13 protein-coding genes are annotated in these 13,020 nt (G+C 36.4%); all 13 read left to right on the forward strand.

What is annotated here, in order from left to right:
* The first annotated feature begins 30 nt into the window (after nt 1-30).
* The 13 genes from BW946_RS02025 to BW946_RS02085 all read left to right on the forward strand — a co-directional run bounded on the left by BW946_RS02025 (nt 31) and on the right by BW946_RS02085 (nt 12,801).
* Nucleotides 31-1,194: a methylmalonyl-CoA mutase family protein gene (locus tag BW946_RS02025; protein WP_076594583.1), complete on the forward strand. Its 1,164-nt coding sequence runs from the start codon at nt 31-33 to the stop codon at nt 1,192-1,194.
* Nucleotides 1,195-1,221: 27 nt separating this feature from the next.
* Nucleotides 1,222-2,382 (forward strand): class I SAM-dependent methyltransferase, encoded by a 1,161-nt coding sequence (locus BW946_RS02030; RefSeq protein ID WP_083688766.1) that lies wholly within the window; start codon nt 1,222-1,224, stop codon nt 2,380-2,382.
* Nucleotides 2,383-2,522: 140 nt separating this feature from the next.
* Nucleotides 2,523-2,795 carry a hypothetical protein gene (locus tag BW946_RS02035; protein WP_076594584.1) on the forward strand — a complete coding sequence of 91 codons (273 nt, stop codon included), beginning with the start codon at nt 2,523-2,525 and terminating at the stop codon, nt 2,793-2,795.
* Nucleotides 2,796-2,951: 156 nt separating this feature from the next.
* A complete protein-coding gene (locus BW946_RS02040; RefSeq protein WP_076594585.1) occupies nt 2,952-4,331 on the forward strand; it encodes a dipeptidase in 1,380 nt (459 codons plus the stop codon).
* 199 nt (nt 4,332-4,530) lie between these two features.
* A complete protein-coding gene (locus BW946_RS02045) occupies nt 4,531-5,448 on the forward strand; it encodes a T9SS type A sorting domain-containing protein (protein ID WP_076594586.1) in 918 nt (305 codons plus the stop codon).
* A gap of 79 nt (nt 5,449-5,527) precedes the next feature.
* A complete protein-coding gene (locus tag BW946_RS02050) occupies nt 5,528-6,235 on the forward strand; it encodes an SDR family oxidoreductase (protein ID WP_076594587.1) in 708 nt (235 codons plus the stop codon).
* Between the two features lie 197 nt (nt 6,236-6,432).
* Nucleotides 6,433-7,179, forward strand: coding sequence for an electron transfer flavoprotein subunit beta/FixA family protein (locus tag BW946_RS02055; protein WP_076594588.1), 747 nt, complete (start codon nt 6,433-6,435; stop codon nt 7,177-7,179).
* Between the two features lie 128 nt (nt 7,180-7,307).
* The gene (locus BW946_RS02060; protein ID WP_076594589.1) at nt 7,308-8,255 is read left to right on the forward strand and encodes an electron transfer flavoprotein subunit alpha/FixB family protein; all 948 of its coding nucleotides are present in this window, start codon (nt 7,308-7,310) and stop codon (nt 8,253-8,255) included.
* 189 nt (nt 8,256-8,444) lie between these two features.
* Nucleotides 8,445-9,044 carry a bifunctional nuclease family protein gene (locus BW946_RS02065; protein ID WP_076594590.1) on the forward strand — a complete coding sequence of 200 codons (600 nt, stop codon included), beginning with the start codon at nt 8,445-8,447 and terminating at the stop codon, nt 9,042-9,044.
* Between the two features lie 22 nt (nt 9,045-9,066).
* Entirely contained in the window at nt 9,067-10,449 is a 1,383-nt protein-coding gene (locus tag BW946_RS02070) for a nucleoside permease (protein WP_076594591.1), read from the forward strand.
* 298 nt (nt 10,450-10,747) lie between these two features.
* Complete coding sequence (locus BW946_RS02075; RefSeq protein ID WP_076594592.1) at nt 10,748-11,152, forward strand: hypothetical protein; 405 nt, start codon at nt 10,748-10,750, stop codon at nt 11,150-11,152.
* Between the two features lie 2 nt (nt 11,153-11,154).
* Nucleotides 11,155-11,565, forward strand: coding sequence for a hypothetical protein (locus tag BW946_RS02080; RefSeq protein ID WP_136522307.1), 411 nt, complete (start codon nt 11,155-11,157; stop codon nt 11,563-11,565).
* A gap of 57 nt (nt 11,566-11,622) precedes the next feature.
* Entirely contained in the window at nt 11,623-12,801 is a 1,179-nt protein-coding gene (locus tag BW946_RS02085; RefSeq protein WP_076594594.1) for an acetyl-CoA C-acyltransferase, read from the forward strand.
* The last annotated feature ends 219 nt before the right edge of the window (nt 12,802-13,020 follow it).

Below are 13,020 nucleotides of genomic sequence, written 5' to 3' on the forward strand. Positions count from 1 at the left end.
TATTGATAATTCACAAATAATAAAAAACTAATGTCAAATACAGATATACTTTCAAACTGGGAAAATCTAGTCAAAAAACAGCTTAAAACAGAGGATATTTACCCTGTTTTAGAGAAACAGAATCTGGAAGGAATAGAGGTGAAGCCTTTTTACACAGAGGTTCAGAAACCTTTGGTAAACCTGCCAAGGGTTGAAGAAAGCACTCATTTGGTAGCTAGATATCATGAAAGTCTGGAAGAAGAAGTATTTGCATTTATGCTGGATCAGAATGTAGAAAATCTGGATCAAAAAACTCTTTTTGTTAATAATAAAGATCTGGCAGGACACATCAGTCCTAAAGAAGAAGATCAGTATTTTTCACTGATCGATGTTTTTAATGAAAAAGAAGGAAGCATAGATGATCAACTGGTAAGAGAATTACTTTCAAAAGATTTTAAAAGAAATATCTGTGTAGACATATCATTCCACCAGAATGCCGGAGCAGCCATCTGTCAACAGCTTGGAATTGCCCTTGCAAAAGCTAAGGAGTTAGTAGAAGTTTATGGATCCGAAATTTTAAATAAACTTATATTCAGAATAGCAGTAGGAGGAAGCTATTTCTTTGAGATGGCTAAACTGAGAGCTTTTAAGATCGTTTTTAACCAACTCTCAAAAGAATACGGTCTGGATGAAGTCCCTTATATATTTGCAGAGACTTCCCTTCGAAATAAGGCCGTTTCTGATAATGAAAACAACCTGATCCGTTCTACCCTGGAACTTGCTTCTGCAATGATCGGTGGAGCAGATGCTGTTTTTTCTAACAATTATCTTGTAGACAGAAGTACGGATAACTCGGAAGAAATCTCTTTCAAACAACAGATTGTTCTGGCTTACGAAAGTATTATCAACGTATTTGAAGATGCTTCTAACGGAAGTTATTATGTGGAAGATATTACCCAGCAGTTTGCAGAAAAAGCATGGGCTTTATTTGTTGAAATAGAAGAGGCTGGTGGATATCTCGAACTGTTGAAACAGGGAGTTATTCAGAAAAAGATCTACGATCATGCCATTGAAGAGCAGCAATGGATTGAAGAAGGGAAAATAAAGCTGATAGGAGTGAATATGTACCCTAAATTAGACGTTAAAAAGTCTATTGCAGATCTTTACAGCGAAAAAGAAATAAAAGCCGTTCGTTGGGCTGAAATGTTTGAATAAAGCATTTTAAACAAATGAATATAAGAAGTGGCAGAATCTGTGGGAAATAAACTATTAAACAAAGAAATTCAAAACTATATCAATGCAAATCTAACAACAGATCTGCACTCATTATTATTAAAAAAATCACCATTTCCGAAGGTTTCTATGCATGAAATTGTGCAGCAGATCAAAGGAAAACAGGTTGCAGAAAGAAAATTTCCATTTCTTTTAAAAGAAGGAATTCTTTTCCCGCCACAGCTTAATCTGGAACAGTCATCTTCAGAAAAGACAGCTCTTTATAAATCTGAAATGCTGAAAGGAAATAAATTCATTGATCTAACAAGCGGTTTTGGGATTGATGCCTTTTATCTGTCTCAAAATTTTGACGATATCACTTTAGTAGAACAAAATACTGAGCTTTTAAATATTGTTGAAAATAACTGGGGAATTTTAGGTCGCAAGGCAAAATTTATCAATCTTACACTTGAAGATTTTTTGAGCAATAATGAGGAACACTTTGATGTTATTTATCTTGATCCGGCCAGAAGAGACGAACAAAAAAACAAAGTTTTTCTTTTGGAAGATCTGTCTCCTGATATTTTGGAAATTCACGAAAAGCTCCTCTCTGTTTCCAGCCAGGTAATTATTAAACTTTCCCCGCTAATTGATCTTAAATATCTTGTTTCAGTACTTCCGGGTATTTCAAGGATTGATGTTATTGCCCTTAAAAATGATGTGAAAGAAGTAGTTGTATTGCTTTCCAGCGAAAATGCGGACAAGATCATTTGTAATTGTGTGAACCTGGACAGCAGTGAGCCTATTTTTAGCTTTACATTTGGGGAAGAAGAAACTGCGGAATCGGAATATTCTGAACCGGAAAACTATATTTATATTCCCAATCATTCCATTTTGAAGGCGGGAGTCTTTAATTTGATTTCTCAGAAATTTGCCCTGAAAAAGCTTCATCCTAACAGCCATCTTTATACTTCCAGTGAAAAAATTGAGAACTTTCCCGGCAGAACTTTTGAAATGGAATCTGTTGATTCTAAAAGTATTAAAAAGAAAGGGCAGTTTAATATTATTGCAAAAAACTACCCTTTGAAACCTGAAGAAATCAAAAAGAAATACGGTTTAAAAGACGGAGGAGATCAGTATCTTATTTTTACCCAATCCAAAAAAGGGAAAATAATATTAAAATCAGTATAAAAATGTTGCCGAAAAAAGCAGGATTTCTTACTTTTGGGCAATCAAAAATTGAAGCATGTAATCGCTTGCTGTTTGGACGGTCAGAATAGATTGAAAATAGCACGGTTTCATATTACCTTTTAAAAAAAATAATTTTACATATGAAAAAATTAGTTATATGTTTAGCGATTGCAACGGTAGCGGTAAGCTGTAAAAAAGTTCCGCAAGGAGGAAACAAAGCTACTTTGAAACTTGAAGAAGGAGTAGAAAGATATTCTGACGCTCCTCAGGGAGAAGCTCACGGACATGAAGCCGGAGCTGCAGAGCACAAAGAAGAGGCTCATGCAAAACCAGAAGCTGCTGCTCCAAAAACAGACAGTACTGCTGCAGTAAAACCTGCTGAAGCTGATAAAGCTCCAAAAGCTGAACACTAATTAGAAGTACAAAATATATAATTGCCCTGTTTCTGCAGGGCATTTTTTATTAAAAAGAAGGCTATAAGGTTCATTAGTACAAGATTGGGAAAATCCTTTCTTTTTGTTTGTCCCTGCCGGGCATTTTTTTTAATTTTAACAAAATAAATTTTTACAATGCAAGAGACATTAAGTTACATCAACGAAAACAAACAGCGTTTCGTGGATGAATTATTTGAGTTATTGAGAATCCCTTCTATTTCTGCAGATCCGGCGTATAAAGATGACGTTTTGAAATGTGCAGAGGTAGTGGCAGCACACCTTAAAAATGCTGGAGCTGATAATGTGGAAGTGTGCCAGACAAAAGGGTATCCAATTGTTTTCGGGGAGAAAATTTTAGATAAAAGCTTACCTACAGTATTGGTATATGGGCACTATGACGTTCAGCCGGCAGATCCGTTGGAATTATGGACAAAGCCGCCATTCGAGCCTTATATTGAGAAAACTGAATTACATCCTGAAGGAGCCATTTTTGCCAGAGGTTCTGCTGATGACAAAGGACAGTTCTTCATGCATTTGAAAGCCTTTGAAGCCATGATGAAGACCAATGCTCTTCCTTGCAATGTTAAATTTATCTTAGAAGGAGAAGAAGAAGTAGGTTCTGTAAGCTTAGGCGACTGGGTAAATGAAAATAAAGAAAAATTAGCGTGTGACTGTATCTTAATTTCCGATACACATATCTACAGCAACGAACAACCAACTGTAACAACAGGTTTAAGAGGTTTAAGCTATGTAGAAGTAGAAGTGGAAGGGCCAAACAGAGACTTACACTCAGGCCTTTATGGCGGAGCTGTTCCGAATCCTATTCATGTTCTTTCCAGAATGATTGCTAATCTGATCGATGAAAACGGTCATATCACCATTGATGGGTTCTACGACAATGTTGAAACGGTTTCAGATGCTGAGAGAGCTGAAATGAATAAACTGAAGGACAATCCGGAAGAATTTAAAAAATCAATCGGATTAAGCAATATCGAAGGTGAAAAAGGTTATACTACTTTAGAAAGAACATCTATCCGTCCTACTTTAGACTGCAACGGAATCTGGGGAGGATATACAGGAGAAGGCGCTAAAACAGTAATTCCTTCAAAAGCTTTTGCTAAAATTTCAATGCGTTTGGTTCCTTACCAGACTCCACAGGAAATCACAGAGAAATTCACGAAATATTTCGAAAAGATCGCTCCGGATACGGTAAAAGTAAAAGTAACACCTCACCACGGAGGAATGCCTTACGTTTTACCAACCAATACAAAAGAATTTGCTGCTGCAAAACAGGCAATGGAAGCTGCATTTGGAAAAGAAGTTCTTCCGTACAGAGGAGGAGGAAGTATTCCGATTACAGCCATGTTTGAGCAGGTTTTAGGAGCTAAGTCTGTATTGATGGGCTTTGGCTTGGATTCTGATGCCATCCACTCTCCAAATGAACATTATGGGCTGTTCAATTTCTATAAAGGGATTGAAAGTATTCCATTGTTCTTTGAGAATTATTCAAAATAATTAATCGAAAATACGATATCGCAAGGTGTTTCTGCAAAGAAATACCTTGTTTTTTTGCTCTTTTATCAAATGCCGGCAAACCTTTTTCAAGGTTTTGAAAATTAAATTCACTGAAAATAAAAGGGTTAATTTTTATTTGCAATAAGTTATTTCACTATTCATTGAAAGTTTATATTTTTAATACAAAACTTAATTTAATATGAAAAAATACTACCAAATTGCATTTTTGCTATCATCGTTATGCGTTTTTGCCCAACAGACCATATCCTTTGAACCTATTGAGGGATTCAGCGTTGGAGATATTAACGGGCAGGCAGGCTGGATCAGTACTCCTACGGGAGGTGTGCCGGAAAATGTAACCCATCAGACCATCAATTCAGATAAAGCCAGTGATGGAAACCGTTCCCTGAGAATCGTGAAAGAAAATACGTATGGAACTCAGAATGATCCTGTTATAGGTGGATTTTATAACCTTTCAACCCCTTTGGCCTACAATAATTTTTCTGTATCATTCGATATCAATATGTCACAGCTCAATGGTTCAGATTTTGGTTTTCAGGGAGTAAACAATACTGATGAGGAGTTTGTTGTAAGATTGGATTTTGGAAAGACCGGATGGATAAAGGTCCTCGATATGTTATCTGGTATACAGAATCTTATTTCTACACCTTCAGCCTGGCTGCCAAATACCTGGTATCGCTTGAAAGTAGTTGGAAGTGCCACAGATGTGCGGTATTACCTTAATAACATACTGATCTATACAGGATCAGCAGCAAATTCCTTGAATATAAACCAGCTTCGTTTCGTACATAATAATTCATTAGGATCAGCTTATGTCGATAATATCAAAATTAATAGTGAAGCTGCATTGTCTGTAAAAAACGCAGTGAAAAATGACATAAAACTGTCTATCTATCCGAATCCGGCTACTGATATTGTAAAAATCACAACTCCAAACAAAATCAAACATGTTGAAGTATATGATATGTCTGGAAAGAGAGTGGATGCAACATTCAACGGAGATCAGGTAAATGTTAGCAGACTGGCTGCCGGAGCTTATTTGCTGAATGTAGAAACAGAAGGAAGAAACTTTACAGAGAAGTTTATCAAAAAATAATTACTGATAAATCTTAGGATCAGCGAAGCGCTCCAATTGGAGCGTTTTTGTTATTTTAGAGAATTAAAATTTCAATCATATGTCAGATCAAAAAACAGCTTATATAACTGGAGGAACCAAAGGAATAGGTTTCGGGATTGCAAAAATTTTACTTGAAAACGGTATTGCTGTGGCATTTTCAGGAAGAAAAAGAGATGATGTAATAAAGGCGGAAGAAGAACTTAAGCAATATTCAGGGAATGTATTGGGAATTGTTTCTGATGTAAGAAGTCTGGAAAGTGAACAGGAAGCTGTAAAATATGCCGTTGAAAAATTCGGAAGACTGGATTATATCATTGCCAATGCAGGATTGGGGATTTTTAAGCCTGTAGATGAACTTACGGCAGAAGAATGGAATGATATGATAGAAACCAATCTTACAGGTGTTTTCTATACTTTAAAAGCCTCAGTGGAAGAGTTAAAAAAGACAGAAGGTTATTATATTACCATTTCCAGCCTTGCAGGCGCTAATTTCTTTGAAAACGGAACAGGATACAATGCTTCCAAATTCGGAGTGGTAGGTTTCACACAGGCTGCCATGATCGATTTAAGAAAATACAATATTAAATCTACAGTGATCATGCCGGGATCTGTGGCCACCCATTTTAATGGAAATATTCCGTCTGAAAAGGACAGTTGGAAGATTCAGCCTGAAGATATGGGGAATCTTGTACTGGATATTTTGAAGATGAATCCAAGAGTTTTACCAAGTAAAATAGAGTTTAGGGCAACGAAACCAGCTAAGTAACTACATCTAATGTATTGAATAATAATTTAATAAGTATTATGCATGCATAATATATTTTTTATTTATATTAGCAAAAATTAATTCAAACAAAATCTCTGCATAAATTGTCATTATTTTATGCATTAAAAGGAAAATAAAATAGTACACGTGAAACCCTAAGGTTACATATGACCAATAAAAAAAATTAAGAACAACATATGAAAATATTAGTTTGCATTAGTAGTGTTCCGGATACTACTTCCAAAATTAACTTTACAGCAGATAAATCTGCTTTCGACAAAAACGGAATTCAGTGGGTAATCAACCCTCTAGACGAATTTGCGTTGACAAAGGCGGTTAAACTTCAGGAATCTCAGGGAGCAACAGTAACAGTAATCAACGTAGGTGATGCTGCTACAGAGCCTGTAATCAGAAAAGCTTTGGCAATTGGTGCTAACGATGCGGTAAGAGTAAATCTTGATCCGAAAGACAGCTATTCTACAGCAAAAGAAATTGCAGCTGTGGCTCAAAACGGAGGATATGATCTTATCCTTTGCGGAAAAGAATCTATCGATTATAACGGAGGTTCTGTTCCGGGAATGGTAGCTCAGTTATTAAACCAGCCTTTCGTAAATGCTTCAGTAGGATTAGACGTAAACGTAAGTGAAGCTACAGCAGTAAGAGAAATTGAAGGAGGAAAAGAAACTATTTCAGTAAAATTACCGGCAGTTATTGCAGGCCAGAAAGGATTGGTAGATGAGAAAGATCTTATCATCCCGAATATGAGAGGAATTATGTCTGCAAGAACAAAACCTTTGCAGGTGGTAGAGCCTTCTTCTTCAGAAGTAAAAGTTCAGGGAGTATCTTATGACAGCGTTCCGCCAAGAGCAGCTGTGAAAATGGTTTCTCCGGATAATCTTGATGAATTGGTAAGATTACTTCACGAAGAAGCTAAAGTAATTTAATAAGAATCAAGTAAAAAGTAAAAAGATTCAGGATAAAATTTGATGTCATCAGACATGATCTGAATTTCATTACTATTCAGAATTAGATAATCTTGAATCCTGAACGTTAAACCTTAAACAAATTAGAAATGGCAGTATTCGTATACGCAGAAAATATAAACGGAGTTTACAAAAAAGCAGCTTTCGAAGCAGTTTCTTATGCTAAAGCTATCGCTGATAAAGCAGGAGATACCGTTACGGCAATCTCTGTAAACCCAACAGATTCTTCAGATTTATTATACAAATATGGAGCATCAAACGTAATCAATATCAAAGACGAAGGTCTTAAAAATTTCTCAGCAAAAGCATTTGCACAGGCTGTAAGTGAAGTAGCAGACGGAAATATCATCGTTTTCCCTCACACTACTGATGCTTCTTCCATTGCTCCTATGCTTGCAGTAATGAAGAACTATTCTTTAATTACTAACGCATTGGAAGCTCCTGAAAGCCTTTCTCCTTTCCAAGTAAAAAGAAGAGCATTCTCCGGAAAAGGTTTCATGCATGCAAAAGCGGAAGGGAACGGAGTAATCGTTACTGTTTCTCAAAACGCTTTCGGTGTTAAAGAAAATGCAGTATCAGGTTCTGAAGAAGTAAGAAATTTATCGGTAGCTAATGAAGATACTAAAGTGATTTCTCACGAGCAGAGCTCAGGTAAATTAGACCTTAAAGAAGCTGAAGTTGTTGTTTCTGCAGGTAGAGGAATGAAAGGACCTGAAAACTGGGGAATGATCGAAGATCTGGCAAATGTTTTAGGAGCAGCTACAGCATGTTCTAAGCCCGTTTCTGATATCGGATGGAGGCCTCACACAGAACACGTAGGACAAACAGGAAAAGCTATTTCTCCGAATCTTTACATTGCTGTAGGGATTTCAGGAGCGATTCAGCACCTTGCCGGAGTGAACTCTTCAAAAACTATCGTAGTAATCAACAGTGATCCTGAAGCGCCGTTCTTCAAGTCTGCTGACTACGGAGTAGTAGGAGATGCTTTCCAGATTATTCCTGCACTAACAGAGAAAATTAAAGCAATAAAAGGATAAGAAAGTGAATTGTGAATAGTCAATTCGCTTTGCTCGTCAATTTTTAATTAAATAATTCACTTGCGAAGCAAAATTCACTATTGACGTTTGACAATCATCAACTATACAGATAAAAGCTCGGCTTTCCGGGCTTTTATTTTTGCGTAAAAAAGTGAAAACACAATAAAAAATTAATCTATATTTGTAGCTATGGATTATAAGCAGCTAATTATTCGCGGAATATCGTACAGCCAGACCCAGTCGGGGGCTTATGCATTGTTATTGGAACATGAAGAAACACACATAAAATTACCTGTTGTTATAGGAAATTTCGAAGCCCAGTCTATCTCTCTCGGTTTGGAAAAAGATATTCATCCACCGCGTCCTCTTACTCATGATTTATTTACAAAATTTATAGTTTCTGCCAATTATGAGCTTATTTCTGTCATTATCTATCAGATTGTAGACGGAGTTTTCTTCTCCAATATCAACTTTAAAAATAAAGTAACCGAAGAAGAACTGATCCTTGATGCCAGAACTTCTGATGCTGTTGCCATGGCCGTAAGATTTGACGCGCCAATATTTACAACTCAGCAGGTTTTAAATGAAGCCGGAATTTTATTGGAACTGGAAGATGTTTCAAAAGAAGAGCAATCATTCTCAGAAACAGTACAGACAGAAGATAACTTAAAATCTATTTCTATGGAAGAGCTTCAGAAATTATTAGACGAAGCTGTTAAAGAAGAAGACTATGATACCGCCCTTGAAATCCAGGAAGAAATCAAGAGGAGGAAAAAGAAAATTGATTAAAGAGATACTTTTTATATAAACTATGAATTTAAAATTACGACTGACCATCCTCAGTTTTCTCCAGTTTTTCGTTTGGGGAGCTTGGCTGATTACGATGGCAAACTTCTGGTTTGGCACAAAACATTGGGATGGAACTCAGTTTGGAGCTGTGTTCGGAACAATGGGAATTGCTTCTATCTTTATGCCAACCATTACCGGAATTATTGCTGACCGCTGGGTAAATGCGGAGCGCATATTTTCAGTATTACACATTCTTTATGGGGTTATTCTTTTTATTTTACCTCATTCTGCAGACCCGAATTCCTTCTTTTCAGTAATGCTTATGGCCATGTGCTTCTATATGCCTACCATTGCACTTGCTAATTCAATTTCTTATACAATCCTGAAAAATAACAATCTGGATGTGGTGAAAGACTTTCCACCGATTCGTGTATGGGGAACTATTGGTTTTATTGTTGCCATGTGGATCACAAACCTTAGCGGGAATAAAGAAACAGAAGGTCAGTTTTATATCGGAGGTGTTGTAGCAATTTTCTTAGGAATTTATGCCCTTACTCTTCCTAAATGTCCACCACAAAAACTGATTGACAAAAACTCACCATTATCCGAGCAGTTAGGCTTGAATGCATTTAAGCTTTTTGGAAGCTACAAAATGGCATTATTCTTTATGTTTTCAATGCTTTTGGGAGCTGCACTTCAACTTACCAATGCATATGGAGACGTATTTTTAAGTGAATTTGCCCATTTTCCTAAATATGCAGACTCATTTGTAGTAAAAAGATCTACCATTATTATGTCCATCTCACAGGTTTCAGAAACCCTGTTTATTTTGGCAATTCCTTTCTTTCTGAAGAAATTCGGAATTAAGAAAGTAATGTTGATATCGATGCTGGCCTGGGTATTAAGATTCGGATTCTTTGCTTATGGGGTACCGGACGGGTTTGGACTTTCACTGATCATTCTTTCATGTATTGTGTACGGAATGGCTTTCGATTTCTTTAATATCTCAGGATCCCTTTTCGTGGAAACGACTACCGATAAAAAGATACGTTCTTCAGCTCAGGGATTATTCATGATGATGACTAACGGTTTTGGAGCGGTTTTCGGAAGTTATGCCGCTGGATGGGCTATTGATAAGTTCTTTACCCACAAGTTTTCTACAGCTTCAGATCTTTCTGCTTATCTTCAGACAACCCCTGATAATCCTACTTTCCTGAACATTTTAAAGAAAAGCTTCAACGCAGCAGTGAATACAGATGGAACTCTTTCCTCTGTGGTGATGGTAAAAGACTGGCAGCAGATATGGCTTTCTTTTGCAATATATGCGTTAATACTGGCGGTGTTCTTTGCCGTACTGTTTAAGCATAAACATAACCCGGAAGATGTTTCATCAGTGAAACACTAATTGAAACTTATAATTTATTAAGATATTAAATTGCATTTTTTTTCAAAAATGCAATTTTTTTATTTTCATATCCTTGTATATAATTAAAGCTTTGCTGAAGAAAAATATGGATTCATATCGGTATTGAAATTGTAAGCGGTGATTTTTAATTCTGTAATAAATAAATTATTTCTTTATCTAATGAATAACAATAGTGATCTTTTTTTATGACTAATGAGCGTTTGTGTAGTGAAATTGTATTTTTAAAACACACTCTTTAAAAGTGTGTTTTTTTTTGTATTTTGGCACTTTAGTAAATATGAAAAATATTCAGTTATTAGGATTACTGTTAGTAATTGCAGGCAGCTTTTTACCCCTGGTACACGTGCCTGTAATAGGGAGCTGGAACTATTGGAAGCTTGATCATTATCTGGCTATTACCTGCTGGATCTTTTCCGCTTGTGCAGTTTTTGGAATTGTAAATAACAGTGCTAAAATCGTTAGATTTTTTGGTATTCTGCTTATTCTTTTATTCGGATTTACCCTGGTTGCTGTGAAAATGCAATCGCTGCAATACTTTAGCTTTTTGCCCTTCAAATCCTGGCAGGAGACTTTTGCCGGAATTGTTACATTGAAATGGGGTTGGGCTGTAGAGTTTTTAGGGGCTTTTCTGATGGTTTTTGCAGGTGGAAGTAAAAAAGTAAATAATAGAACACAAATATAAATATGAACTTCTTAAAAATATTTTCAGCAGGAATTTTGTTGATGACGGCCGCACAGACGTATGCCCAGTCAACAGAACAGAAAAAACCGGATAATCCTCCTAAATGTACTAACATAAAAGAAGGGAAGTTTTTAAGACCTAAATATCCGGAAGCAATATGGTATATGACCATTAAAGATAATGTTCAAACCGAATATTTCAATAATGGAAAAGATTATATTAAATCGACATTGGTTTTTGTGGATGACTGCAATTATAAAGCAATTGTGATAGAGAAATCCGATAAAAATGACCCAGCACAGATAGGGGATGTCTTCAATAATAAAATAGTAGCCACTCAGGATAATCTTCTGAAAGTGAATTCCAAAATTGAGGGGACTCAATTCGATCTGGTATACATAAAAGTGAAATAAATTCTAACTATAAAAATGGAATCTTTATTCCGTTTTAGCTAAATAAAAATTATATACATGAAAGAAGTATTCATTGTTTCCGCAGTAAGAACACCTATGGGGAGTTTTATGGGAAGCTTATCAACAGTTCCGGCTACAAAACTGGGAGCAACTGCCGTAAAAGGTGCATTAGATAAAATCGGTTTAGATCCTAATACTGTTCAGGAAATCTATATGGGAAATGTTCTTCAGGCAGGAGAAGGCCAGGCGCCGGCTCGTCAGGTGGCTTTAGGAGCAGGTCTTTCAATCAATACACCATCTACTACCGTAAATAAAGTTTGTGCTTCAGGAATGAAAGCTGTAACAATGGCGGCTCAGGCGATCAAAGCTGGTGATGCTGATGTAATTGTTGCAGGAGGTATGGAGAATATGTCTTTAGTTCCTCATTATTACAATGCAAGAGTAGCTACAAAATTAGGTGATATCAAAATGCTCGACGGAATGGTACTTGACGGTCTTACAGACGTATACAACAAAGTACATATGGGAGTATGCGCAGAAAAATGCGCCGCAGACTATAATATTACAAGAGAAGATCAGGATAACTTCGCAGTAGAATCTTACAAAAGATCAGCAAAAGCTTGGAGCGAAGGTAAATTCAACGAAGAAATTGTACCGGTTTCTATTCCTCAGAGAAAAGGAGAGCCTGTAATTTTTGCTGAAGATGAAGAATATAAAGCAGTAAACTTCGACAGAATTTCAACGCTTCCTACCGTATTCAAAAAAGAAGAAGGTACTGTAACAGCAGCAAATGCATCTACTCTGAACGACGGTGCTTCTGCACTGATTCTTGTTTCCAAAGAAAAAATGGAAGAACTTGGATTGAAGCCTCTTGCAAAAATCGTATCTTATGCTGACGCAGCGCATGAGCCGGAAAACTTTACAACTGCTCCGGCAAAAGCATTACCTATCGCTCTTAAAAAAGCAGGATTAGAAGTTTCGGATATTGATTTCTTTGAATTCAACGAAGCTTTCTCAGTGGTAGGTCTGGCAAACAACAAGATCTTAGGATTAGATGCTGCTAAAGTAAACGTAAACGGAGGTGCTGTAGCATTAGGACACCCACTGGGAAGTTCAGGTTCTAGAATCATTGTTACATTGATCAATGTATTGAAGCAAAACAATGGTAAATATGGTGCAGCAGCAATCTGCAACGGAGGCGGTGGAGCTTCTGCTATCGTAATTGAAAACTTATAATTGATAAGGATATAACCATATTTTGTGGTTTAAGATATAAAAATCGGGGTCTTTGAACCCCGATTTTTAGTTACAGAATAGGATAAAATTATCTGACAGTCCTACATTACTATGCATTATTTGAACCTTTCGATTGTATATCCGATCAGCTGATTTACTGATATGAATGAGAAAGTTTCAAACCTTACAACACATATACTCTAATCTGAGAAAGTATAA

Source organism: Chryseobacterium sp. RU33C (assembly GCF_900156015.1).
Classification (GTDB): Bacteria; Bacteroidota; Bacteroidia; order Flavobacteriales; family Weeksellaceae; genus Chryseobacterium; species Chryseobacterium candidae.